Consider the following 25,115-nt stretch of genomic DNA (forward strand, 5'->3'; position numbering starts at 1 on the left):
ATCCCCTTCAGGAGGCCCGCTGATGCGTACCCTGCGAGACATTCCTGCGCTGCGTGAAACCCTCGGCGAATATCGTCGCCGTGGACAGCGCATCGGGCTGGTGCCGACTATGGGCAATCTCCATGCGGGCCATCTGGCACTGGTGGAAGCCGCCCGCCAGCATGCCGATGTGGTCGTGGCCACCATATTCGTCAACCCGCTGCAGTTCGGGGCGGGTGAGGATCTCGACGCTTATCCGCGCACCCTGGCCGACGACCAGGCGAAGCTGGAAGCCTCCGGTTGCGACCTGCTGTTCACGCCTGGCGTCGCCATCCTCTACCCGCGCGGCCTCGGCGACCAGACCCGTGTCTGCGTCCCTGCCGTCAGCGAGGGGCTCTGTGGCGGCTCGCGGCCCGGGCATTTCGATGGCGTCTCCACCGTGGTCAGCATTTTGTTCAATCTGGTGCAGCCCGATGTCGCCTGCTTCGGCGAAAAGGACTATCAGCAGCTGGCCGTGATCCGCAAGCTGGTCGAGGACCTGCATTTTCCCATCGAGATCGTCGGCGTGCCCATCGTGAGGGCCGAGGATGGCTTGGCGCTTTCGTCGCGCAACGGCTATCTCGACGCCACCGCGCGAGCCGCTGCCCCCGAACTGCAGCGCACCCTGGCCGCACTGCGCGAGGCTCTCGAGGCCGGCAAGCCCGTCGAAACGACCCTCGAGGCCGGCCTGGCTCGGCTGCGCGAGGCCGGTTTCGAGACCGATTATCTGGAACTGCGCGCCGCCGACCTGGGGCCGATAGCGTCCGACACTCGCGAGGCCGTGCTGCTCACCGCCGCCCGCCTGGGCACGACTCGCCTGATCGACAACCTGACCCTGACCCTGCCGCGCTGAAGCGGCGTCCGTACCTCGGAGGAAAAAGCCCGCATGTTCACCGTCATGCTCAAGGCCAAGCTGCACATGGCCCGTGTCACTCATGCCGTGCTCAACTACGAAGGCTCCTGCGCCATCGACGGCGAACTGCTGGACATGTCCGGCATCCGCGAGAACGAGCAGATCCAGATATACAATGTCGAGAACGGCCAGCGTTTCACCACCTATGCCATTCGCGCCGAAGAGGGTTCGCAGGTCATCTCGATCAACGGCGCCGCCGCGCACCTGGCCGGCCCCGGCGACCGTGTGATCATTTGCAGCTATGCTCACTACAGCGAGGCCGAGTTGGAGAAGCACCAGCCGAGTCTCGTCTACCTGCAGGAAGGCAACGTCGTCAGCCATACCAGCAATGCCATTCCCGTCCAGCTCGCCTGACGGCCCGGCAAAGCGGCTGGCGGCGCGTCTGGGGCCATCTCCGCATGAGGCATTGCCGCAGCGCACAATAGTCGCCTATGCTGGTCCCCTCAGCGTCTGAACGACTCAGGAGAATTCCAAATGCAAGATGTGGTGATCGTAGCCGCTCGTCGTACCGCCATCGGCGCTTTCGGGGGGTCGCTCGCCGGCATCCCCGCCAGCGACCTCGGTGCGCTGGTGATCAAGGACATCCTGGCCTCCACCGGCGTGGCCCCCGACCAGGTCGATGAGGTGTTGCTCGGTCAGGTGCTCACTGCCGGCGTGGGCCAGAACCCGGCGCGTCAGGCCGCCATCAAGGCTGGCCTGCCCGCGGCGGTCCCCGCCATGACCATCAACAAGGTGTGCGGCTCCGGCCTCAAGGCACTGCACCTGGCGACCCAGGCGATCCGCTGCGGCGACGCCGAGCTGATCCTCGCCGGCGGCCAGGAGAATATGTCCGCTTCACCCCACGTACTGCCCAACTCGCGCAACGGACAGCGCATGGGTGACTGGAAAGCCATCGACACCATGGTTCACGACGGCCTGTGGGATGCTTTCAACGATTACCACATGGGCATCACCGCGGAGAACCTCGCCGAGAAGTATGGCATCTCTAGAGAGGCGATGGACGAGTTCGCCGCCGCCTCTCAGCAAAAGGCCTCCGCGGCCATCCGCGAAGGACGCTTCAAGGGCCAGATCGTCCCCGTGGAGATCCCCCAGCGCAAGGGCGATCCGGTGGTCTTCGATACCGATGAGAACCCGCGGGAAGTGACCGCCGACAAACTCGGCACCATGAAGCCCGCCTTCAAGAAGGATGGTACCGTCACCGCCGGCAACGCCTCCTCGCTCAACGACGGCGCCGCCGTGGTGATGATCTGTTCCGCCGACAAGGCCCGCGAGCTCGGCCTCGAGCCGCTGGCACGTATTGCCGCCTATTCGAATGCCGGCGTCGATCCCGCCATCATGGGCATCGGCCCGGCACCGGCTACACGCCGTTGCCTGGAGAAGGCCGGATGGAGCCTCGACGACCTCGATCTGGTCGAAGCGAACGAAGCTTTCGCCGCCCAGGCGTTGTCGGTCAACAAGGAACTCGGCTGGGATGTCTCCAAGGTCAACGTCAACGGCGGCGCCATTGCCCTTGGCCACCCCATCGGTGCCTCCGGCTGCCGCGTGCTGGTCTCGCTGCTGCACGAGATGATCGCCCGCGACGCCAAGAAGGGCCTGGCCACACTGTGTATCGGCGGTGGGCAAGGCGTTGCCCTAGCCATCGAGCGATAAGCAGAGCGGCGCCGGGAACAGACCGTAGAGGGGGTCCTACGCCAGGGATGGCGTCGGTAGCGCCCAGGGAAGGCTTTACAGCGCCCCCTCGATGGTCCGACACTTCGGGCCTGTTCCCGGATCAGCCGCGGCGCGTAAAAAAACCGCCCTCATGGCCAGGCCATGGGGGCGGTTCGTTTTTTGGCGTCGAGTGGCGCTTACAGCGCGGTCTCGGCCTGCTCGGATTCGAAGGCGGCCTTCTCTTCCGGCGTGATCTCCTTGATGGTGAGCTTCACGCGGTTGCGGTTGTCGATGTCGAGCACCTTGACCACCACCTCGTCACCCTCGTTGAGGAAATCGCGCACGTCGTTGACCCGCTCGGGCACGATCTGCGAGATGTGCACCAAGCCGTCGGTGCCCGGCATGATGTTGACGAAGGCACCGAAGTCGGCGATTCGCACTACCTTGCCGCGGTAGAGCTTGCCGATCTCGGCCTCGGCGGTGATCGACAGCACGATGTCGATAGCCTTCTTGGCCGCCGCCTTGTCCTCGGCGTAGATACGCACCGTGCCATCGTCGTCCAGGTCGATGGAAGCGCCGGTATCCTCGCAGATCTTGCGAATGGTGGCGCCGCCCTTGCCGATGACGTCGCGAATCTTCTCCGGATCGATCTTGATGGTAGCCATGGAGGGCGCGTTCTCGGAGACCTCGGAGCGGCTCTGACCGATCACCGTGTTCATCTGCTCGAGAATGTGCAGACGAGCATCATGAGCCTGCTGCAAGGCGATCTCCATGATCTCCTCATTGATACCCTCGATCTTGATGTCCATCTGCAGAGCGGTGACGCCGGCGGCCGAACCGGCCACCTTGAAGTCCATGTCGCCCAGATGGTCTTCGTCACCGAGAATATCGGTGAGTACGGCGAAACCGTCCTCGTCCTTCACCAAGCCCATGGCGATGCCCGCCACCGGCGCCTTCATCGGCACGCCAGCGTCCATCAACGCCAGTGAAGCACCGCACACCGAAGCCATGGAGCTGGAACCATTGGACTCGGTGATTTCGGAGACTACGCGGATGGTGTAGGGGAAATCCGCCTCGTCGGGCAGCATGGCCTGCACACCGCGACGCGCCAAGCGCCCGTGGCCGATCTCACGACGCTTGGGGCCGCCCATGAAGCCGGCCTCGCCTACGCTGTAGGGCGGGAAGTTGTAATGCAGCAGGAAGCGGTCCTTGCGCTCGCCCTCCAGCGATTCGATCAGCTGAGCGTCGCGCAGGGTACCCAGGGTGGCGATGACGATCGCCTGGGTCTCGCCACGGGTGAAGATCGCCGAACCGTGTGTCTTGGGCAGGCTGCCCACCTCGATGGCCAGAGGCCGTACGGTCTTCTGGTCGCGACCGTCGATGCGCGGTTCACCCTTGACCACTCGCGAGCGTACCACCTTCTTCTCGAGGCCAGCGAAGGCGCCCTTGACCTCGTCGGCGTCGAACTGGCCTTCTTCTTCACCGGCCAGTTGCTCCACCGCCTGTTCCTTGAGCGCGGCGAGGGCGTCCTGACGGGCCATCTTGTCGGTAATGCGGTAGGCTTCGCCGACCTTGGCCTCGAAGGCCGAGGCGACGGCCTGCTTGAGCGCGGTATTCTCGGCGGGGGGCTGCCAGTCCCACTTGGGCTTGCCGGCTTCGGCGACGAGTTCGTTGATGGCCGTGATGGCCACCTGCATCTCCTGGTGGCCGAAGAGCACAGCACCCAACATTTCGTCCTCGAGCAGCTCATCCGCCTCGGACTCGACCATAAGCACGGCCTTCTCGGTGCCGGCAACGACCATGTCCAGCTCGGAGCCGGTGAGCTCTTCCACGGTGGGATTGAGGAAGTAGCCCTTGTCTTCGTTGAAGCCGACACGGGCGGCAGCGATGGGGCCCTTGAACGGCACGCCTGAAATCGACAGTGCCGCGGAGGTGCCGAGCATGGCGGCGATGTCGGGGTCATGGTTGCGATCGGTGGAGAGCACCGTACAAATGACCTGCACCTCGTTCATGAAGCCCTTGGGAAACAGCGGGCGAATCGGGCGGTCGATCAGCCGCGAGGTGAGGGTCTCCTTCTCGGTGGGACGCCCCTCGCGCTTGAAGAAGCCACCGGGGATCTTGCCCACGGCGTAGGTCTTCTCCTGATAGAACACCGCCAGGGGGAAGAAGTCCTGGCCTGGCTTGATATCTTTCTTGGCCACCACGGTGCACAGCACTACGGTGTCGTCCATGGTAACCAAGACGGCAGCGGTGGCCTGGCGGGCGATGCGCCCGGTTTCCAGGGTGACGGTGCTGCGACCGTACTGAAACGTTTTCTTGACCGGATTCACGGCGACTTCCTTCAACTTGTCTCTACTCATGTATGGGTCGTTTTTGACTCGGCGACCATTTTAGGTGTTGACGCGCGTGAGAGCCACCTATACGGCCGTTTTCGCCCTGACAAACGCAAAACGGGTAGCCCGAGGGGCTACCCGTTCAATGACCAAGAAAAGGTGGCATTCGCGTCGCGAAATGCCTTTCTCTTAGCGACGCAGGCCGAGGCGCTGAATCAGTGACTGATAGCGCGCCAGATCCTTGCGCTTCAGGTAGTCGAGCAGCTTGCGGCGCTGGTTGACCATGCGGATCAAGCCACGACGCGAGTGGTGATCCTGCTTGTTGGTCTTGAAGTGATCCTGCAGGCCGTCGATATTGGCGCTCAGCAAGGCCACCTGAACTTCGGGGGAACCGGTGTCGTTATCGCCACGGCTGTATTCCTTGACGATCTCGGCCTTCTGTTCAGCGGTAAGTGCCATCTGTTTCTCCAGTAAGCAATATGCCTGAAACGTGAATGTGTGAGACCACGCATATTTGCAGTCTCGGGCGTCTCTCCCTCAGGAAGCGGCGAGTCGTCGCGCTTCCTCAACCGGCCGCCGTGTTGAGCAGCCGTCTCGGCGCCACTTCCTGTGGCCCGGTTACCACGCCGAGTCCCAGGAAGGCCTCGTCGCAGTAGAGTCTTGCCGTTTCACCCACCCTCGCACCCGCGCCGTCGACGTTGGCCGACTGCCCGTGCATGAGCCGCTGTCTTGCCGCTTCATCCACATCGAGCCGCGGCAGGTGAGCCACCAGCACGTCGACCGGCAGCAGCGTCGCCTCGCGTTCGCTCTGACCCGGCAACGACTCGAGAGTTTCCAGCGCCAGCATGCCTTCGCTGCCGAAGGGCCCGGTGGCGAGCCGACGCAGGGCGGTGATGTGCGCCCCGCAGCCGAGTGCACGGCCGATATCCTCGGCCAGGGTACGAATATAGGTACCCTTGCTGACTCGAACCTCAAGCTCGAAAACCTCACCTTCGAAGGCAAGCAGCCGGGCATCATACACTGTCACACGACGTACTGCACGCTCGACGCTCTTGCCCTCACGGGCCAGTTCGTAGAGCTTGCGCCCCTGATGCTTGAGCGCCGAATACATTGGCGGCGTCTGATCGATCTCGCCGCGAAAACGCTCCAGCACCCGCTCGATGTCCTCGACCGACAGTGGCGGCACCTCGCAGCACTCGACCACTTCGCCCTCGGCGTCGCCGGTGTCGGTCACCGCACCGAGCTGTACTCGGGTACGGTAAACCTTGTCAGCTTCGAGCAGGTGGGCCGAGAACTTGGTAGCCTCGCCCAGACAGACCGGCAACAGCCCGGTCGCCATGGGATCCAGCGTGCCGGTATGGCCTGCCTTCTGCGCCTGCAGCAGGCGCCGGGCGCGCTGCAGGGCATGATTGCTCGAGGCGCCCTTGGGCTTGTCGAGCAGCAGCACGCCGTTGACCGGCAGCCCACGGCGGCGACGCGCCATCAGCCGCGCTCTCCCTCGTCGCTGCCATCCGGCTCGCCTGCCTCGCCAGGATGCCGAGTACGGTCACTTTCGACCGCCTCGTCGATCAGCGAGGAGAGCCGTTGACCGCGCACCACGCTCTCGTCGTAGTGAAAGCGCAGCTCCGGCACGTGACGCAGCTTGATGCGCCGGGCGATCTGACTGCGCAGGAACCCCGCCGCCTGCTTGAGAACCTTGAGGTTCTCCTTGATGCGCTCGGGGCTGTCCTCGCCCAGCAGGGTCACGTAGACGTCGGCATAGCCGAGGTCACGGCTGACCGTGACCCCGCTGACGGTGACCATGCCCAGGCGCGGGTCCTTGACCTCGCGCTGGATCAGCACGGCCAGCTCCTTCTGCAGCTGGTCGCCGACCCGGTCGGTACGCTTGAACTCGCGCATGCTCTACTCCCGCTGCGATTACAGCGTCCGCTCGACCTTGACCTGGTCGAAGACTTCGATCTTGTCGCCGACCTGGACGTCGTTGTAGTTCTTGACGCCGATGCCGCACTCCATGCCGTTGCGCACTTCCTGAACATCGTCCTTGAAGCGACGCAGCGACTCGAGCTCGCCTTCGTAGATGACCACGTTGTCGCGCAGCACGCGGATCTTCTTGTTACGGAAGACGGTTCCCTCGACCACCATGCAGCCGGCCACGGCGCCGATCTTGGGTGCGCGGAAGACGTCGCGGACCTCGGCCACGCCGACGATCTCCTCCTTCCACTCCGGTGCCAGCATGCCGCTCATCGCCTGCTTGACCTCGTCGATCAGCTGGTAGATGACGCTGTAGTAGCGCAGGTCCAGCCCCTCGCGCTCGATGATCTCGCGGGCAGCGGCGTCGGCACGCACGTTGAAGCCGACCACGATGGCTTCGGAGGCCAGCGCCAGGTTGGCGTCGGTACCGGTGATGCCACCCACGCCGGAGGAGACTACGGCCACCTGCACTTCTTCGGTGGAGAGCTCTTCCAGGGCGCCCTTGATCGCTTCCAGCGAACCCTGCACGTCGGCCTTGAGCACGATGTTGACCTTGGCCACCTCGTCCTGGCCCATCTGGCTGAACATGTTCTCCAGCTTGGCCTTCTGCTGGCGTGCCAGGCGCACCTCGCGGTACTTGCCCTGACGGAAGTTGGCGACCTCGCGAGCCTTCTTCTCGTCGGCCACGACCATGAAGTCGTCACCGGCGTCCGGCGTGCCGTCGAGACCCTGGATCTCGACCGGCATGGCGGGACCCACCTCTTCGACCTGCTGGCCGAGTTCGTTGGTCAGCGCACGTACGCGGCCGTAATGCAAACCGGCCAGCACGATGTCGCCCCGCCTCAGGGTGCCGTTCTGCACCAGTACGGTGGCCACCGGGCCGCGGCCCTTGTCGAGGCGCGACTCGACCACCACGCCCTTGCCGGGCGCTTCCGGTACCGCCTTGAGTTCGAGCACCTCGGAAACCAGCTGGATCGCTTCCAGCAACTCCTCGATGCCTTCACCGCTCTTGGCCGAGACGTGGACGAACTGAGTGTCGCCACCCCACTCCTCGGAGATGACACCATGCTGCGACAGCTCGTTCTTGACCCGGTCCGGGTCGGCTCCCGACTTGTCGATCTTGTTGACCGCCACCACCATGGGCACGTCGGCCGCCTTGGAGTGCTCGATCGCCTCGATGGTCTGCGGCATGACCCCGTCATCGGCCGCCACCACCAGGATGACCACGTCGGTGGCCTTGGCACCGCGGGCACGCATGGCGGTAAACGCCGCGTGGCCGGGGGTGTCGAGGAAGGTCACGCCGCCGTGCTCGTCCTCGACGTGGTAGGCACCGATGTGCTGGGTGATGCCGCCAGCCTCGCCGGTGGCCACCTTGGCCTTGCGAATATAGTCGAGCAGCGAGGTCTTGCCGTGGTCGACGTGACCCATCACCGTGACCACCGGCGAGCGGGTGATTTCCTCGCCTTCGTAGGAGATGCCTTCGAGCATTTCGGTCTCGAGGGCATCATCCTTGATCAGCTTGGGCTTGTGGCCCATCTCCTCGACGACGATCGCCGCGGTGTCCTGATCGATGGTCTGGTTGATGGTCACCGCCGCGCCCATGGTGAACATGGTCTTGATGACCTCGTTCGCCTTGATCGACATCTTGTCGGCCAGCTCGGCGATGCTGATCGATTCGGGAATCGAGACTTCGCGCACGATCGGCTGCGTCGGCTTCTGGAAGCCGTGCTTGCCGCCACCACCCTGGCTGCTCCCGCGGCGTCCACCGCGACGCTCGGCGCGCTTGACCTTCTTGCCACCGCCACGACGACGCTCCTCGCGATCGCCACGATCGTCCTCGTCGCGGTCGTGACGTCCCTTCTTGGCCGAAGCCTTCTTGGGCGGCGCGGTGCGACGGTCGGTACGACCCTCCTTGGGCGGAGCGGGCGGCTCGGGTTCGCCGGTCGGCTCTGTGGTCGCTTCCAGCTCGGGAACCGGCATCTGGGGCTCGGCGGCGGCTTTCGGCGCCTCGGCCTTGGCGGCTTCCTCGCGAGCGGCCTGATCGGCGGCGCGCGTCTTGGCCTGCTCGGCTTCCTGGGCCTCCTCGGCCTCACGCTTGGCCTGTGAATCGGCCATGTCGCCTACCAACTGACGCGGCCCACTCTCTTCCACCGGCTCCGGCGTCGGCGCTTCTTCCTCTTCGGCGCGCTTGACGTAGGTACGCTTCTTGCGCACCTGCACCTCGATGGTCTTGCCGCGCTCGCCGGTCTTGATCCGGCTGCGGGTCTTGCGCGTCAACGTGATGCGGTTGCGCGCGCCGGCACCAGTACTGCTGCCGCCATGACTCTTGGTCAGGTAGTCGAGCAGCTTGCGCTTATCCTCCTCGGATACGGCATCGCTTTCGGACTGGTGTTCGAGCCCGGCTTCTTTCATCTGTTCCAGCAGGCGGGGCACATCGCGGCCCACCTTCGCTGCAAAATCCTTAACGGTCATTTCCGACATCTCGACCCTCCTCAGCCCGTGACCCGTTTACTGTTCGTTCGCGAACCAGGGCGCACGGGCAGTCATGATCAGTGCTGCAGCGCGCTCCTCGTCCATGCCTTCGATGTCCATCAGATCGTCGACGGACTGCTCGGCGAGGTCCTCCATGGTAACGATGCCCCGGCTCGCCAGAATGAAGGCCAGGTGACGCTCCATACCGTCCATCTCCAGCAGGTCATCGGCCGGCTGTGCGCCGTCCAATTCCTCCTCAGAGGCAATGGCAAGCGTCAGCAGTTCATCCTTGGCCCGAGCGCGCAACTCTTCCACCAGTTCTTCGTCGAGCTCCTCGATCTCGAGAATCTCCTCGAGGGGCACGTAGGCGATCTCCTCCAGCGTAGTGAAGCCCTCTTCCACCAGCAGCCGGGCGAGGTCGTCCTCGATCTCCAGGTGCTGAATGAAGTGCTCGACCAGGCTGTCGATCTCCTGCTCGCGCTTGTCTTCCGCCTCGCCCTCGGTCATGACGTTGATGCGCCAGCCGGTGAGCTCGGAGGCCAGACGCACGTTCTGACCGCTGCGGCCGATAGCCTGGGCAAGATTGTCCTCGGCCACCGCCACGTCCATGGCATGCGCATCCTCGTCGACCAGGATCGAGCCGACATCCGCCGGCGCCATGGCATTGATCACCAGCTGCGCGGGATTGTCGTCCCACAGGATGATGTCGACCCGCTCGTTCTGCAGCTCGCTCGATACCGCCTGCACACGGGAACCGCGCATGCCCACGCAGGCACCGACTGGATCGATACGCCGATCGTTGGTCTTCACCGCGATCTTGGCCCGGGAGCCGGGATCGCGCGCCGCCCCTTTGATCTCGATGAGCTGTTCGGCGATTTCCGGCACTTCGATCTTGAATAGCTCGATGATCAGCTCGGGGCAGGTGCGCGAGAGGATCAGTTGCGCACCGCGCGCCTCGGCGTCGACCTTGACCAGCAGCGCACGCACCCGGTCATTCATGCGGTAGCGCTCGCCGGGGATCATCTCGCTGCGCGGCAGGAACGCCTCGGCGTTGTCGCCCAGATCGATGATCAGGCCGTCGCGGGTGGTCTTCTTGACGATACCGGCCACCAGCTCGCCTTCGCGCTCGGCATATTGCCGCACGACCTCGGCGCGCTCGGCCTCGCGCACCTTCTGCACGATGACCTGTTTGGCGGTCTGGGCCGCGATGCGTCCGAAGGCAGCGTTCTCGATCTGTTCCTCGACCACGTCGCCCAGTGTGAGAGGCGGGTCGCGGCGCTCGGCGAACGACTGCTTGATCTCGGCGTCAGGATTCTCGAATTCGTCATCTTCCACCACTTGCCAGCGGCGGAAGGTCTCGTAGTCGCCCGTTTGACGATCGATATGCACCCGCACGCTGACTTCGCGGCCCTCGAAGCGCTTGCGTGACGCGCTGGCCAGCGCCGCTTCGACGGCCTCGAAGATCACATTACGTGGCACGCCCTTCTCGTTGGAGATCGCATCCACGACCGTCAGTATTTCTTTACTCATGCCTATGCCTCGCCAGAAAACCTGTTCTTGTGCACCAGCCTTGGCCAGCGACCTCAGTCTTCGAACCGGGGAACCACCCGCGCCTGATCGATGCTTTCGATCGGAAAGCAGTACTCTTCTTCATCCAGCTGCAGCAGCACCTCGTCCTCCTCGATGCCGGTCAGCAGCCCCTGAAACTTGCGTCGCCCATCGAACGGCGCGCGCAGCTTCAGCGCCACCTGATGTCCGGCGAAGCGCGCGAACTGGTCGAGAGTGAAGAGCGGACGGTCCATGCCCGGCGACGACACCTCCAGGCGATACTCCCCCGGAATGGGATCCTCCACATCGAGCACGGCACTGACCTGGCGACTGATATCGGCGCAGTGATCCACGCTCACACCGTCGGCATGATCAATGTAGATCACAAGGCGGGAGTGCTTGCCCTGGGGGCGATAATCGATGCCCCAGAGCTCGAAACCCATGGCGGTGACCACCGGCTCGATCAGCGCGTACAGCGCAGCGTCCTTGAGTGCCACAGAGAAAGCTCCTACAGCCGTTGCATCAGGCACCTGGCCGGGAGTGAACAGGAAAGCTAGGTGGCTGATTGGCGTTGCCCGAACAAGCACTGCCGGCCGGGACCGACAGTATGCTGCTAACAAAAAGCCCCTTCGCAGGAAGGGGCCTTTCACAAGAAACCTGTAGTACCACTTTCGGCATCCTGCATCCCGTTCGGACGCTTGCCGGAAGATGGTAGCGGGGACCGGATTTGAACCGATGACCTTCGGGTTATGAGCCCGACGAGCTACCAGACTGCTCCACCCCGCAACATTCCAGGTCGGCGATTGTAGGCGCGATACTGGCCTAAGTCAAGCCGGTGCCTACATTCTTCCTGGTGCCAATCCTGCTTCTGACGACTCGCGACCCACTCGGACCGCAGCGTTTCAGATGGTGCCGAAGGCGGGACTTGAACCCGCACGACCATAAGGTCACTACCCCCTCAAGATAGCGTGTCTACCAATTCCACCACTTCGGCTTGCTTGACTGCCGGAGATGCGACTCAGCCGTCGCTTTCCTCCAGCACTGGCGCGGTATTATCCACATCACTGGCTTCGTCGTCAAGGGTTGGCAGCCCGCGCTGCTGCTCGATCAATCGCGAGTCGGGGATGCCCGCCTCGGGAGCCCTACCGCTCTGGCTGCCGAAATAGGCCAGGGTCAATGAGGTGGCGAAGAACGCTGCCGCCAGCACCGCCGTGGTGCGTGAAAGGAAGCTGCCGCTGCCGCGCGAACCGAACACGGTCTGGGAAGCACCGCCACCGAAGGCGGCGCCGGCTTCGGCACCCTTGCCCTGCTGTAGCAGGATGAGTACGACCAGGGCGATGGCGATCGCCACATGGATCATGAGAATGGCAACTTGCATGGGTTCAACCTGCTGACTGGCAAATGGCTAGGAAATCGTCGGCCTTGAGCGAAGCGCCGCCCACCAGGCCGCCGTCGATGTCGGGCTGGGCCAACAGCTCAGCCGCGTTGCCGGCGTTCATGCTGCCGCCGTACAGCAGGCGCAGGCCTGCCGCGAGTTCACGATCGAAGCCGGCCTGGTACTCACGGATGGCGGCCATGACCTCCTGCGCCTGCTTGGGCGTGGCGGTGCGGCCGGTACCGATGGCCCAGACCGGCTCATAGGCAATGATCACGCGTTTGCGCTGATCTGGCTCCAGACGGGCCATCACATAGCCCACCTGACGCAGCACGACCTCCATGGTCCTGCCGGCATCACGCTCCTCGAGGGTCTCGCCTACGCAGAGGATCGGCGTAATGTCGGCGTTCAGTGCCGCCAGCAGCCGATCATGCACGGCCGCGTCGTCCTCGCGGTAGAGCTGGCGCCGCTCGGAGTGACCCGCCAGGGCAAACTCGACGCCGAACTCCTTGAGCATACGCCCGCTCACCTCGCCGGTGCGGGCACCGGAGTGGAGCGGATTCAGCGTCTGAGCCCCCAGCCGCAGCGAGGTGCCGTCGAAGGCGCGCCGCGCCGCGTCCAGGTAGGGAAAAGGCGGCAGAATGACCATGTCCAGCGGCGCCGGGAGCGTCGTTCCGGCGAAGGCGCGACCGAACTCTTCGACCAGCTCGGCCGAACCGTTCATCTTCCAGTTCCCGGCGATCAGCGGCGTTCGCATGCTGCGTCCTCTTTCAAAGTGGAGCGAAATGGTATAGGAGGCGCCAGGCCAAGACAACCGTCACAGCGAAGTCAACCCAACTCGCCCTCGACCTGGGTGGCCAGGCGGCTCGCCAACCCTTCGACATCGAGGTGTGCCCGCCCTTCGACCATCACGCGGATCAGCGGCTCGGTACCGGAAGGACGCAACAGCACGCGCCCCTCGTCGCCCAGCTCCGCCTCAACGCCGGCCACCGCCTCTTGAACGGCCGGGCTCGCCATCAGCGCCTTGGCATCGCTGCCCGGCGTCAGGCGCACATTGACCAGCACCTGAGGTACCTTTTCCAGCCCGGCAAGCAACGTCTGTAGCGGCTTGCCTTCGCTGACCATGAGCGCCAGTACCTGCAGCGCCGAGACGATGCCGTCACCGGTGCTCTGCACATCGGCGCATACGATGTGGCCGGAGGATTCGCCACCGAGCTGCCAGCCCTTATCCAGCAGGCGCTCCACCACATAGCGGTCACCCACCTTGACGCGCTCGAAGGGTATGCCCATGCCCTCGAGCGCCATGGCCAGACCGAAGTTGGTCATCAGGGTACCGACCACGCCACCGACCAGCTGACCGCGCTCATGTCGATCGCGGGCGATCAGGTAGAGGATGTCGTCGCCATCGATTTCGCGCCCGTCGGCATCGACCATCAGTACCCGGTCGCCGTCACCGTCGAAGGCGATGCCCAGGTCGGCGCTCTGCTGAATCACCGCGGCGCGCAGGGTAGCCGGCGAGGTGGAGCCCACGTCGCGATTGATGTTGAGGCCGTCGGGGGTGGCCCCGACCAGGCTGACTTCGGCGCCGAGCTCGCGAAACACGCTGGGGGCGATGTGGTAAGTGGCGCCGTGGGCGCAGTCGAGCACCATGCGCAGCCCGTGCAGGCTGACGCGATTGGGAATGGTCGACTTGCAGAATTCGATGTAGCGACCGGCGGCATCGTCGATACGCATCGCCTTGCCCAGCCTGCCCGCCGCCACCGTGGTCAACGGCTCGTCGAGCATCGCTTCGATGCGCTCTTCGATCGCATCGGCGAGCTTGGTCCCCTCGCTGGAGAAGAATTTGATGCCGTTGTCGGCAAAGGGATTGTGCGAAGCCGAGATGACGATGCCGGCATCGGCACGGAAGGTCCGCGTCAGGTAGGCAATGCCGGGCGTCGGCATCGGGCCGAGCAGCGCCACGTCGACGCCGGCCGCCGACAGCCCCGCCTCGAGCGCCGACTCGAACATGTAGCCCGAGATGCGCGTGTCCTTGCCGATCAGTACCCTGGCGCGGCCGGAATCGCGCGCCAGCACCCGCCCCATGGCCCAGCCCAGCTTGAGCATGAAGTCCGGCGTGATGGGGTACTCGCCGACCGTTCCGCGTATGCCATCCGTACCGAAGTATTTTCTAGTCATTCTCGCAGCCTTCCCTTAGCACGGCCCAGGTCATGTTCACGGCGTCCATGGTCGGGCCAACATCATGGACACGAAGGATACGGGCGCCCCGCTCGACCGCCAGCGACGCCAGTGCCAGGCCGCCGGGCAGGCGCTCCTCCACCGGCCGACCCAACACCTTGCCGATCAAGCTCTTGCGCGACAGGCCCACCAGCAGCGGCAGATCAAAGCGGGTCATGCGATCCATGCGATTGAGCAGGCGCAGGTTGTGCTCGACCGTCTTGCCGAAGCCAAAGCCGGGATCGATCAGCAGGCGCTCGCGACGCAGCCCCGCTGTCTCGCAGGCCGCCACGCGCGCCTCGAGGAAGCTCAGCACCGCGTCTTCAATGGGAGCATCATAACGGGGCGCCTGCTGCATGTCCTGCGGCTCGCCCTGCATATGCATCAGGCATACCGGCAGGCCACTGCCCAGCGCCGCCTCCATCGCCCCCTCACGCTGCAGGGAGCGTACGTCGTTGATCATGCCGGCGCCCAGCGCCGCGGTCTGGCGCATCACTTCGGGGGAGCTGGTATCCACCGACACCAGCGCATCGAGTTCGCAGACCAGCCGCTCGACCACCGGCGCCACTCGGTCCAGCTCCTGCTGCGCCGTGATCGCCTGAGCTCCCGGACGCGTCGATTCGCCGCCCACGTCGATGATCGCCGCCCCCTCGGCCAGCATGCCTTCGGCATGGCGCAGCGCATCGTCGATGGCCACATGGCGGCCGCCGTCGGAAAAGGAGTCGGGAGTCACGTTGAGTATGCCCATGACCCTGGGGTAGGAAAGGTCGAGGCGGTGCCGTCCACACGGCAGCCAAGTCGGTGCGGGATTGTCTGTCATGTCATCGATCCTGTGACGCAGGCCTGGGCTCGGGCGCCCCCATGGCAAAGGCGCCCCGGTAGGGGCGCCTGGCTTCACATTGGGGCGTCACGACCCGGCTGGACCACCCAGCGGGTCGGAGGGGCGGCGGCGAGGCTCCTCGTCTTCGTCCTCGTCACCGTGATCGCCATCGCCGCCGCTGTCGGTCGGCTCCTGGGCGGGCTCCTCATCGCGCTTGGGCTCGGCCTCGCCGGTGATGGGGGCACCGCTACCGGAGTCGCCGTCTTCCCAATCCTTGGGCGGACGCGGCTTGCGGCCCTCCATGATGTCGCGGAGCTGGTCGGCATCGATGGTTTCGTACTGCATCAACGCTTCTGCCATGGCATCGAGCTTGTCGCGGTTCTCCTCGAGGATCTGCTGCGCCTTGGCGTAGCACTCGTCGATGATCTTGCGCACTTCCTTGTCGAGCCGCGAGGTGGTCTCACCGGATTTCAGCTTGCCGCCGCTCTGGCCCGGGCCGCCGAGGAACTGGTGCGACTCGTCCTCGTCGTACATGATCGGCCCCATCTCCTCGGACAGGCCCCACTTGGCGACCATGTTGTGGGCCAGCTCGGTGGCACGCTTGATGTCGTTGGAAGCCCCGGTAGTGACGCCATTCGGCCCCAGCGTCATCTCCTCGGCGATACGACCGCCGAACAGCGAACAGATCTGACTGATGATCTGTTGGCGCGACAGGCTGTAGCGGTCCTGCTCGGGCAGGAACATGGTCACGCCCAGCGCCCGGCCGCGCGGAATGATGGTGACCTTGTAGACCGGGTCGTGCTCCGGCATCACCAGGCCGATGATGGCGTGCCCCGACTCGTGGTAGGCGGTATTGAGCTTCTCTTTGTCGGTCATGACCATGGAGCGGCGCTCGGCGCCCATCATGATCTTGTCCTTGGCCAGGTCGAGTTCCTCCATGCCCACCAGGCGCTTGTTGCGGCGCGCGGCGAACAGGGCAGCCTCGTTGACCAGGTTGGCCAGGTCGGCACCGGAGAAGCCCGGAGTGCCGCGGGCGATCAGCGACGGCTTGACGTCATCGGCCAGCGGCACCTTGCGCAGGTGAACGTTGAGGATGTGCTCGCGGCCGCGAATGTCGGGCAGCGGTACCACCACCTGACGATCGAAGCGACCGGGGCGCAGCAGCGCGGGGTCGAGCACATCGGGGCGGTTGGTAGCGGCGATGACGATGATGCCTTCGTTGGCCTCGAAGCCGTCCATCTCCACCAGCAGCTGGTTGAGGGTCTGCTCGCGCTCGTCGTTGCCGCCACCCATGCCGGCGCCGCGTGAACGACCCACGGCATCGATCTCGTCGATGAAGATGATGCAGGGCGCCTGCTTCTTGGCCTGCTCGAACATGTCGCGCACGCGGGAGGCGCCCACACCGACGAACATCTCGACGAAGTCGGAACCGGAAATCGAGAAGAACGGTACCTTGGCCTCACCGGCGATGGATTTCGCCAGCAGCGTCTTGCCCGTACCCGGCGGACCCACCATCAGCACGCCGCGCGGGATGGTGCCGCCCAGGCGCTGGAACTTGGAAGGGTCACGCAGGAAGTCGACCAGCTCCTCGACCTCCTCCTTGGCCTCGTCGCAGCCGGCGACATCGGCGAAGGTGGTCTTGATCTGGTCCTGGGAGAGCAGCTTGGCCTTGGACTTGCCGAAGCTCATCGGCCCGCCCTTGCCGCCGGCGCCCCCCTGCATCTGACGCATGAAGAACATGAAGATGGCCAGGATCAGCAGGATCGGGAAGCTGGCAATCAGCAGTCGCGTCCACAGGCTCTGCTGCTGCGGCTCCTTGCCCACCACCGTGACGTTGTTGGAGAGCAGGTCATCCATCAACTTGGGGTCTTCCGCCGACGGCCGAATGGTCTGGAACTGCGATCCGTCGGCGCGCTCGCCGTTGATGGTGTAACCATCGATGGTCACGCTGCGGATCTGCTGGTTCTGCACCTGCTCGACGAACTGCGAGTAGTTCATCGTCTGCGGCGTGCTATCGACGGTAAAATTGTTGAACACCGTCAGCAGCACCGCCGCGATGACCAACCACAGAATCAAGTTCTTCGCCATATCGTTCAAGGGTATACCCTCATTGCAAGCATCTCTCGGCCGTAACACCTGGCACTCTAGTCCACAACGGACCACAGTATGACCACAGGCGGGCATGGCATGTTCCGCCGACCGCCCGGCCTTCCTGACCCACACTGTGACACAGTTGGGCCGCCCTGTCCGGCCATTGCGCCGTTAGTCTGTCGCTATCGGGACCGGCCTGGCCGGTCGGGAAGTGCCGAGCCGGCAATACCGGCTCAGCCGCGGAATCCATCCGCCAGCAGGTAAACCTCGCGCGAACGAGCGCGAGAGGCCTCCGGCTTGCGGGTCATCACCTTGGAAAAGCTGTCACGCAGCTCCTTCAGGTAGGCATCGAAACCCTCGCCCTGGAACACCTTCGCCAGGAACCGGCCACCGGGCCTCAGGGTCTGGCGCGCCAGATCGAGGGCCAGCTCCACCAGATACATCGCCTGGGGCTGGTCGATGGCGCTCATACCACTCATATTGGGGGCCATGTCGGACATCACAAGGTCCACCGGCCGCCCGTCCAGGGCAGCGAGGATTGCCTCGAGCACGGCTTCCTCGGTGAAATCACCCTGAATGAACTCGACGCCGGCCAGGGCATCCATCTCAAGGAGATCGGAAGCGATCACCACCCCCTCCGGGCCGACCCTGTCCGCCGCCACCTGGCTCCAGCCACCCGGGGCCGCGCCCAGGTCGATCACGCTCATGCCAGGCTTGAGCAGGCGGTCCTTGTCGTCGAGCGCCAGCAACTTGTAGCTGGCGCGGCTACGATAGCCGTCCTGCCAGCTCTGCTGCACGAAGCGGTCGTCGAAGTGTTCTTTAAGCCAGGAAGCCGAGCTCTTGCTGGCAGCCTGCTTGCCACCGCGGGGCGGGGAAGTGGATCGAGCCACACGATCACCTTGACTGAAGATTCCGAACTGCGCAGGCACGCCGGCCCGATTCGGTATGACGCGGAGCTGTGCGAGACCGAACTCAGGCCTCGCCATGCTTTCGCCGGCGCGCGTTTCACCGTACCATGGCAGGTTACGCGCAACCGGGAAGACGCAAGATACCATGAGCTTGTCACAGGCACAAAAGAAAGCATTCCGCAGCATCGGTCACCATCTCAACCCGGTGGTGACGGTCTCTGAGAACGGCGTTTCCGAGGGCGTGCTGGCCGAACTCGACCGGGCGCTCGCCGATCACGAGCTGATCAAGGTGAAGCTGGCCTTGGCCGAGCGCGACGATCGCGCCGCAATGCTTGAGGAGCTGCTGGCCGCCAGTGGAGCCGAGCGCGTGCAGACCATCGGCAAGATGGCGCTGCTCTATCGCAAGAGCCCCCAGGCCAACCCCAAGCTATCCAACGTCAAGCGCTTCGAGAATCACCACGGCCGCCATTAGGTGCTGACGCGCCAGCGGCGGTCTTCGGGCCGCGAGCCACTTCGCAAAAAGCCCGCGACAAACTGTCGCGGGCTTTTTGCTGGCTCGTAGCTCGTAGCTCAGCGGTGCTCGACGCTTGAGATCTCGTACTCGACCTCGCCACCGGGCGTGGTGACCACCACCACATCGCCCTCTTCCTTGCCGATCAAGGCACGGGCGATGGGCGAGGTGACGGAGATCTTGCCGCTCTTGATATCGGCCTCGTCCTCGCCGACGATCTGGTAGCTGACCTCGTCGTCGTTGCCGAGATTGATCAGTTCGACGGTGACGCCGAAGATTACCTTACCGGTCTGCGGCAACTTGTGCACATCGATCACCTGGGCGTTGGAGAGCTTGCTTTCGATCTCCTGGATACGCCCCTCGATGAAGCCCTGCTGCTCGCGCGCCGCATGATACTCGGCGTTCTCCTTGAGGTCGCCGTGCTCACGAGCCTCGGCGATCGCCGCGATCACCTTGGGACGCGCCTCACCCTTGAGTTCCTCGAGCTCCTTGCGCAGGCGTGCCTCGCCGGCAACGGTCATCGGGACCTTGTTCATTGCGTTGCTCCTGCATGCAGTTCCTGTAACCGCCGTACCGTGATTTCATTGCCATATTCCAGCGCCATGCAAACGGCACTCGCCCCTGCCAGGGTGGTGGCATAGGGCACCTTGCGGGCCAGCGCGGTACGACGGATCACCGAGGAGTCGTTGATCGCCTGGCGACCCTCGGTGGTATTGACGATGTAGGCGATGTCGTCGTTCTTGAGCAGATCGACGATATGCGGACGACCTTCGTAAACCTTGTTGACAACCTCCACCTCGAGGCCAGCGGCTTCGAGGGCAGTGGCAGTGCCTCGGGTCGCACACAGTGTGAACCCCAATCCTAGCAAAGAACGCGCGATTCCGATAACTCCCGCCTTGTCCGGCTCACGCACGGAGAGGAACGCCTTGCGCTCGCCTTCGAGCTTGGGAATCGCCTCGCCGGCCCCCAGCTGCGCCTTGTAGAAGGCCTCGGCAAAGGTATCGCCGGAGCCCATCACCTCGCCGGTAGATTTCATCTCCGGCGACAGGATCGGGTCGACGCCGGGGAACTTGTTGAACGGGAACACCGCCTCCTTGACGCTATAGAAGTGCGGCACGATTTCCCGAGTGAACCCCTGCTCGGCCAGCGACTTGCCGGCCATGCAGCGGGCAGCAACCTGGGCCAGCGAGGTGCCGATGCACTTGGAGACGAAGGGCGCGGTGCGCGAGGCGCGCGGGTTGACCTCGATGACGTAGATCTCATCGTCCTGCCAGGCCAGCTGCACATTCATCAGGCCCACCACGCCGAGCTCGACGGCCATGCGCTTGACCTGGTCGCGCATCTCGTCCTGCACGTCGGCGGGCAGCGAGTAGGGCGGCAGCGCGCAGGCCGAGTCGCCGGAGTGCACACCGGCCTGCTCGATGTGCTGCATGATGCCGCCGATCACCACCTGCTGCCCGTCGGAGACGGCGTCGATGTCGATCTCGATGGCGGCATTGAGGAAGTGGTCGAGCAGCACCGGCGAGTCGTTGGAGACCTTGACCGCGTGGGTCATGTAGTTCTCGAGCTCCGAGGCGTCGTAGACGATCTCCATGGCACGGCCGCCGAGCACGTAGCTCGGGCGCACCACCAGCGGATAGCCGATCGCCTCGGCCTTGATGAAGGCCTCGTCGAAGCTGCGTGCGGTGGCGTTGGGCGGCTGCTTGAGGCCCAGCTTGTCGATCATCTGCTGGAAGCGCTCGCGGTCCTCGGCGCGGTCGATGGCATCCGGCGTGGTGCCGATGATCGGCACGCCGGCGGCCTCGAGTTCACGGGCCAGTTTGAGCGGGGTCTGGCCGCCGAACTGCACGATCACACCGACCGGCTTTTCCTTGTCGGCGATCTCCAGCACGTCCTCCAGGGTCACCGGCTCGAAGTAGAGACGATCGGAGGTATCGTAGTCGGTGGAGACAGTCTCCGGATTGCAGTTGACCATGATGGTCTCATAGCCGTCGTCGCGCATGGCGAAGGCGGCATGGACGCAGCAGTAGTCGAACTCGATGCCTTGGCCGATGCGGTTGGGCCCGCCGCCCAGCACCATGATCTTCTTACGCTCGGAAACCTCGGCCTCGCACTCCTCCTCGTAGGTGGAGTACATGTAGGCGGTGTCCGAGGCGAATTCGGCGGCACAGGTATCGACGCGCTTGTAGACCGGGCGAATGCCGGCCTTCTGGCGCGTGCGGCGGAACTCCTTCTCGGAGACGCCGAGCAGCCCGGCCAGGCGCGCATCGCTGAAGCCCTTGCGCTTGAGGCCGAACAGCTCCCGCGGGGTAAATTCGGAGAGCGAGCGCTTGGCCACGTCCTGCTCGATGCGCACCAGGTCCTCGAGCTGGACCAGGAACCAGGGGTCGATCCTGGTCAGGGCGAAGATTTGCTCCACGCTCATGCCGGCACGCATGGCGTCGGCGATGAAGAAGATGCGCTCGGCGCCGGCCGCCTGCAGCTCACCCTTGATGTGGGCCATGGCGTCGTCGCTGAAATCCCCGCCCTTGAGCTCGGGGAACTTGGGGTCGAGGCCGTCGTTGCCCGTCTCGAGCCCACGCAGCGCCTTCTGCAGCGACTCCTGGAAGGTACGGCCGATGGCCATCACCTCGCCCACCGACTTCATCTGGGTGGTCAGGCGATCGTTGGCCTGAGGGAACTTCTCGAAGGTGAAGCGCGGGATCTTGGTGACCACGTAGTCGATCGACGGCTCGAACGACGCCGGGGTGCGACCGCCGGTGATGTCGTTGGAGAGTTCGTCGAGGGTATAGCCCACCGCCAGCTTGGCGGCGATCTTGGCGATCGGGAAGCCGGTGGCCTTGGAGGCCAACGCCGAGGAACGCGACACCCGGGGGTTCATCTCGATCACCACCATGCGCCCGGTGTCGGGGTCGACGCCGAACTGCACGTTGGAGCCGCCGGTCTCGACGCCGATCTCGCGCAGCACCGCAAGCGATGCGTCGCGCATGATCTGGTACTCCTTGTCGGTCAGCGTCTGCGCTGGGGCCACGGTGATGGAATCGCCGGTGTGCACGCCCATGGGATCGAAGTTCTCGATCGCACAGACGATGATGCAGTTGTCGTTCTTGTCGCGAACGACCTCCATCTCGTACTCCTTCCAACCCAGCAGCGACTCGTCGATCAGCAGCTCGTGATTGTTGGAGAGCTCGAAGCCGCGGGTACAGATCTCCTCGAATTCTTCCTTGTTGTAGGCCACGCCGCCGCCGGAGCCGCCCATGGTGTAGGAGGGGCGAATGATCACCGGGAAGCCCAGCGACTCCTGGATGCGCCACGCCTCCTCCATGGTGTGGGCCACCTCGGCCTTGGGGCACTCCAGGCCGATGCGCTTCATGGCCTGGTCGAAGAGGTCGCGGTCCTCGGCCATGTTGATGGCGTCGGCGTTGGCACCGATCATCTCCACGCCGTACTTCTCGAGTACGCCGTGCTTGTCGAGTTCGAGCGCACAGTTGAGCGCGGTCTGGCCGCCCATGGTGGGCAGGATGGCGTCGGGGCGTTCGGCCTCGATGATCTTCTCCACCGCCTGCCAGGTGATCGGCTCGATGTAGGTGGCGTCGGCCATCGACGGGTCGGTCATGATGGTGGCCGGATTGGAGTTGACCAGGATGACCCGGAAGCCCTCCTCGCGCAGCGCCTTGCAGGCCTGGGCGCCGGAATAGTCGAACTCGCACGCCTGGCCGATGACGATGGGTCCGGCGCCTATGATCAGGATGCTATTGATGTCGGTACGCTTGGGCATGTCGGTTCCCGCAGCTGAAATCGGTAGTTACTGGCTATGAAACGATGGGCGGCGCGGCTCAGCGGCGCTCGCGCATCATCGTCACGAAGCGATCGAATAGCGGCGACACGTCGCGCGGGCCGGGGCTCGCCTCCGGATGTCCCTGGAAGCTGAACGCCGCGCGGTCGGTCAGCTCGATGCCCTGCAGCGTGCCGTCGAATAGCGAACGGTGAATGGCGCGCACGTTGTTCGGCAGGCTCGCCTCGTCCACGGCGAAGCCGTGGTTCTGGCTAGTGATCATCACGCGGCCGCTGGCGAGGTCCTGTACCGGGTGGTTGGCGCCATGGTGGCCATGGTTCATCTTCACCGTCTTGGCACCGGCGGCCAGCGCCAGCAGCTGGTGGCCTAGACAGATGCCGAACACGGGCACCTCGGTGTCGAGAATTTCGCGGATCGCCTGGATGGCGTAGTCGCAGGGCTCGGGGTCGCCGGGGCCGTTGGCCAGCAGGATGCCATCGGGGTTCTTGGCCAGCACTTCCGCAGCCGGGGTCTGCGCCGGTACCACGCTGAGGCGGCAGCCGCGCGAGGCGAGCATACGCAGGATGTTGTACTTCACGCCGTAGTCGTAGACCACCACGTGGAAGGGGCGCTCGCTGCCTGCAGCATCGACGTTGCCCTGACCCAGCACCCACTCGGCCTCGCTCCACTCGTAGGCCTGCTTGCACGAGACCTCCTTGGCCAGATCCATGCCCTTGAGCCCGGGGAAGTCTCGCGCCGCAGCCAGCGCGCGCTCGACGGCATCGTCGCCTTCCGCTTCACTGCCGGCCAGGATCGCCCCGTTCTGGGCGCCCTTGTCGCGCAGGATGCGTGTCAGGCGGCGGGTGTCGATGTCGGCGATGCCGAGCACGTTGCGGCTCTTGAGATAGCCGGAGAGCGACTGCTCGGAGCGGAAGTTGCTGGCGATGAGCGGCAGGTCGCGGATCACCAGGCCGGCGGCGGCGATGCCGTCGGACTCGACGTCCTCGGCGTTGACGCCGGTGTTACCGATGTGCGGGTAGGTCAGGGTCACGATCTGCCGGGTATAGGAGAGGTCGGTGAGGATCTCCTGATAGCCGGTCATGGCCGTATTGAACACCACCTCACCGCTGGTTCGCCCATCGGCGCCGATGGCCGTGCCGTGGAAGATGCTGCCATCTTCCAGGGCCAATATCGCGGGTCTGTTCAATGCGGGGCTGTTCAAGACAAGGTCCTCCCATGCTGAGGCGAGCCTGAGGGGCGCAGGCTCGGCGGCTATCGTCATTGCGACAGATTCGGCTCGTAAAAAAGCGGGACGAAGCCGATTTGAGGAACCGGTTTCATCCCGCTTGTTGTCTTTGCTCGGGGCTGGCCACGCAACAAGCGCGCAGTTGGACTGCTGTATTTCAGGCGCCCGGCCAAAATTTTGGAGATGTTACAGGATTCTCCCCTGCTCGACCACCCCCTACTGAGCCAGAAGTGTTGTCTGCCGCCGCACCTCAGGGGCGCCGAGGGCAGGCCGGAGAGGAGGTCCGATGCCATGGGTGAGGAGCACTGCTCCGAACGGGCTGGCCATGGATGGCCAGCACCGGCCCTGCAAGCGAAGCAGGATGCGAGAGCGCTGCAGGGCATCGGTAGCGCCCAGGGATGGGTTCACAGCGCCTCCTCGCAGGCCTGCCCTCGGGAAAGCCCCGGGGCAACTCAGAGACCCAGCACGTCCTGCATGCCATACCGACCAATACCCTGATCAGCTACCCAACGCGCCGCACGCACCGCGCCCTTGGCGAAGGTCATGCGGCTCGAGGCCTTGTGTGTAATCTCGATGCGCTCGCCCTCGGTGGCGAACATCACCGTGTGTTCGCCGACGATGTCGCCGGCGCGCACCGTGGCGAAGCCGATCTCCTTGGGGTCCCGCGGCCCGCACTGACCGACGCGCTCGAACACGCCGTGCTCCTTGAGCGTTCGTCCGAGGCTCTCGGCCACCACCTCGCCCATTCTCAGCGCAGTGCCGGAGGGCGAGTCGACCTTGTGGCGATGGTGGGCCTCGATCACTTCAATGTCGTAGCCCTCGTCGCCCAGCGCCCTGGCCGCGGTCTCCAGCAGCTTGAGGGTCAGGTTCACCCCCACGCTCATGTTGGGGGCGAAGACGAAGGGCAGCCGGTCGCGGTAACTATCAAGCTCGGCCAGCTCGTCGTCGGAGAGGCCGGTGGTGCCAATCACCATGCGCTTGCCGTGGTCGGCGCAAAAGGCCAGGTTGGCCAGCGTGACCTGCGGCGCGGTGAAATCGATCAGCACGTCGAAGTCGTCGACGATGGCATCGAGCGTATCCACCGCGGTCACGCCCAGCTTGCCCAGACCCGCCAGCTCGCCGATGTCGGCTCCGGCTAGCGAACTGCCCGGCTCGACGATGCCGCCGGCCAGGCTGGCCCCGGCGTCCTGCTGCACGGCGTTGACCAAAGTGCGGCCCATGCGGCCGGCGACACCGACGATGGCGATACGGGTCATGCGGGCTCCTG

The 25,115-nt window shown here is 64.7% G+C and carries 21 protein-coding genes and 2 tRNA genes; 4 read left to right on the forward strand and 19 right to left on the reverse strand.

What is annotated here, in order from left to right:
* The first annotated feature begins 22 nt into the window (after positions 1-22).
* The 3 genes from panC (at position 23) to HNO52_RS19585 (ending at position 2,581) form a co-directional block, all read left to right on the forward strand.
* A complete protein-coding gene (panC, locus tag HNO52_RS19575) occupies positions 23-871 on the forward strand; it encodes a pantoate--beta-alanine ligase (RefSeq protein WP_197566835.1) in 849 nt (282 codons plus the stop codon).
* Positions 872-904: 33 nt separating this feature from the next.
* A complete protein-coding gene (gene panD, locus HNO52_RS19580; protein ID WP_197566836.1) occupies positions 905-1,285 on the forward strand; it encodes an aspartate 1-decarboxylase in 381 nt (126 codons plus the stop codon).
* Between the two features lie 120 nt (positions 1,286-1,405).
* Entirely contained in the window at positions 1,406-2,581 is a 1,176-nt protein-coding gene (locus tag HNO52_RS19585) for an acetyl-CoA C-acetyltransferase (protein WP_197566837.1), read from the forward strand.
* A gap of 197 nt (positions 2,582-2,778) precedes the next feature.
* On the opposite strand, the gene pnp is transcribed toward HNO52_RS19585, so the two are convergent.
* From pnp to rlmE, 15 genes are all read right to left on the reverse strand, one after another.
* Positions 2,779-4,911: a polyribonucleotide nucleotidyltransferase gene (pnp, locus tag HNO52_RS19590; protein ID WP_197569312.1), complete on the reverse strand. Its 2,133-nt coding sequence runs from the start codon at positions 4,909-4,911 to the stop codon at positions 2,779-2,781.
* Positions 4,912-5,103: 192 nt separating this feature from the next.
* Positions 5,104-5,373 (reverse strand): 30S ribosomal protein S15, encoded by a 270-nt coding sequence (gene rpsO, locus HNO52_RS19595; RefSeq protein ID WP_167119336.1) that lies wholly within the window; start codon positions 5,371-5,373, stop codon positions 5,104-5,106.
* A 106-nt stretch (positions 5,374-5,479) separates the two neighbouring features.
* Positions 5,480-6,397, reverse strand: coding sequence for a tRNA pseudouridine(55) synthase TruB (gene truB, locus HNO52_RS19600; protein WP_197566838.1), 918 nt, complete (start codon positions 6,395-6,397; stop codon positions 5,480-5,482).
* Positions 6,397-6,813 carry a 30S ribosome-binding factor RbfA gene (gene rbfA, locus HNO52_RS19605; RefSeq protein WP_197566839.1) on the reverse strand — a complete coding sequence of 139 codons (417 nt, stop codon included), beginning with the start codon at positions 6,811-6,813 and terminating at the stop codon, positions 6,397-6,399. The genes truB and rbfA overlap by 1 nt, the downstream gene beginning before the upstream one ends.
* Positions 6,814-6,831: 18 nt before the next feature.
* Positions 6,832-9,366, reverse strand: coding sequence for a translation initiation factor IF-2 (gene infB / locus HNO52_RS19610; RefSeq protein ID WP_197566840.1), 2,535 nt, complete (start codon positions 9,364-9,366; stop codon positions 6,832-6,834).
* Between the two features lie 27 nt (positions 9,367-9,393).
* A complete protein-coding gene (gene nusA / locus HNO52_RS19615) occupies positions 9,394-10,887 on the reverse strand; it encodes a transcription termination factor NusA (RefSeq protein WP_197566841.1) in 1,494 nt (497 codons plus the stop codon).
* Between the two features lie 53 nt (positions 10,888-10,940).
* On the reverse strand, positions 10,941-11,402 hold the full coding sequence (gene rimP / locus HNO52_RS19620; protein ID WP_197566842.1) for a ribosome maturation factor RimP: 462 nt from the start codon (positions 11,400-11,402) through the stop codon (positions 10,941-10,943).
* 212 nt (positions 11,403-11,614) lie between these two features.
* Positions 11,615-11,691 (reverse strand) — tRNA-Met (locus tag HNO52_RS19625).
* Positions 11,692-11,812: 121 nt separating this feature from the next.
* Positions 11,813-11,899, reverse strand: a tRNA-Leu gene (locus tag HNO52_RS19630).
* A gap of 24 nt (positions 11,900-11,923) precedes the next feature.
* On the reverse strand, positions 11,924-12,283 hold the full coding sequence (secG, locus tag HNO52_RS19635) for a preprotein translocase subunit SecG (protein WP_197566843.1): 360 nt from the start codon (positions 12,281-12,283) through the stop codon (positions 11,924-11,926).
* 4 nt (positions 12,284-12,287) lie between these two features.
* A complete protein-coding gene (gene tpiA / locus HNO52_RS19640; RefSeq protein ID WP_197566844.1) occupies positions 12,288-13,037 on the reverse strand; it encodes a triose-phosphate isomerase in 750 nt (249 codons plus the stop codon).
* A gap of 71 nt (positions 13,038-13,108) precedes the next feature.
* Entirely contained in the window at positions 13,109-14,458 is a 1,350-nt protein-coding gene (gene glmM / locus HNO52_RS19645; RefSeq protein ID WP_197566845.1) for a phosphoglucosamine mutase, read from the reverse strand.
* Positions 14,451-15,317: a dihydropteroate synthase gene (folP, locus tag HNO52_RS19650; protein ID WP_442907079.1), complete on the reverse strand. Its 867-nt coding sequence runs from the start codon at positions 15,315-15,317 to the stop codon at positions 14,451-14,453. Before folP ends, glmM begins: the two co-directional genes overlap by 8 nt.
* 87 nt (positions 15,318-15,404) lie before the next feature.
* On the reverse strand, positions 15,405-17,414 hold the full coding sequence (gene ftsH, locus HNO52_RS19655) for an ATP-dependent zinc metalloprotease FtsH (protein WP_197566846.1): 2,010 nt from the start codon (positions 17,412-17,414) through the stop codon (positions 15,405-15,407).
* Between the two features lie 227 nt (positions 17,415-17,641).
* A complete protein-coding gene (gene rlmE / locus HNO52_RS19660) occupies positions 17,642-18,298 on the reverse strand; it encodes a 23S rRNA (uridine(2552)-2'-O)-methyltransferase RlmE (RefSeq protein WP_197566847.1) in 657 nt (218 codons plus the stop codon).
* A 163-nt stretch (positions 18,299-18,461) separates the two neighbouring features.
* On the opposite strand from rlmE, the gene yhbY reads away from it, so the two are divergent.
* On the forward strand, positions 18,462-18,788 hold the full coding sequence (yhbY, locus tag HNO52_RS19665; RefSeq protein ID WP_197566848.1) for a ribosome assembly RNA-binding protein YhbY: 327 nt from the start codon (positions 18,462-18,464) through the stop codon (positions 18,786-18,788).
* 98 nt (positions 18,789-18,886) lie between these two features.
* Here the strand turns inward: yhbY and greA are convergent, their stop codons facing one another.
* The 4 genes from greA to dapB form a co-directional block, all read right to left on the reverse strand.
* Entirely contained in the window at positions 18,887-19,363 is a 477-nt protein-coding gene (greA, locus tag HNO52_RS19670; RefSeq protein WP_197566849.1) for a transcription elongation factor GreA, read from the reverse strand.
* A complete protein-coding gene (gene carB, locus HNO52_RS19675) occupies positions 19,360-22,605 on the reverse strand; it encodes a carbamoyl-phosphate synthase large subunit (protein WP_197566850.1) in 3,246 nt (1,081 codons plus the stop codon). The genes greA and carB overlap by 4 nt, the downstream gene beginning before the upstream one ends.
* A gap of 58 nt (positions 22,606-22,663) precedes the next feature.
* On the reverse strand, positions 22,664-23,809 hold the full coding sequence (gene carA / locus HNO52_RS19680) for a glutamine-hydrolyzing carbamoyl-phosphate synthase small subunit (RefSeq protein WP_197569314.1): 1,146 nt from the start codon (positions 23,807-23,809) through the stop codon (positions 22,664-22,666).
* A 491-nt stretch (positions 23,810-24,300) separates the two neighbouring features.
* Entirely contained in the window at positions 24,301-25,104 is an 804-nt protein-coding gene (gene dapB, locus HNO52_RS19685; protein WP_197566851.1) for a 4-hydroxy-tetrahydrodipicolinate reductase, read from the reverse strand.
* Positions 25,105-25,115: the final 11 nt, after the last annotated feature.

This window comes from Halomonas sp. MCCC 1A13316 (assembly GCF_014931605.1).
Lineage (GTDB): Bacteria > Pseudomonadota > Gammaproteobacteria > Pseudomonadales > Halomonadaceae > Halomonas.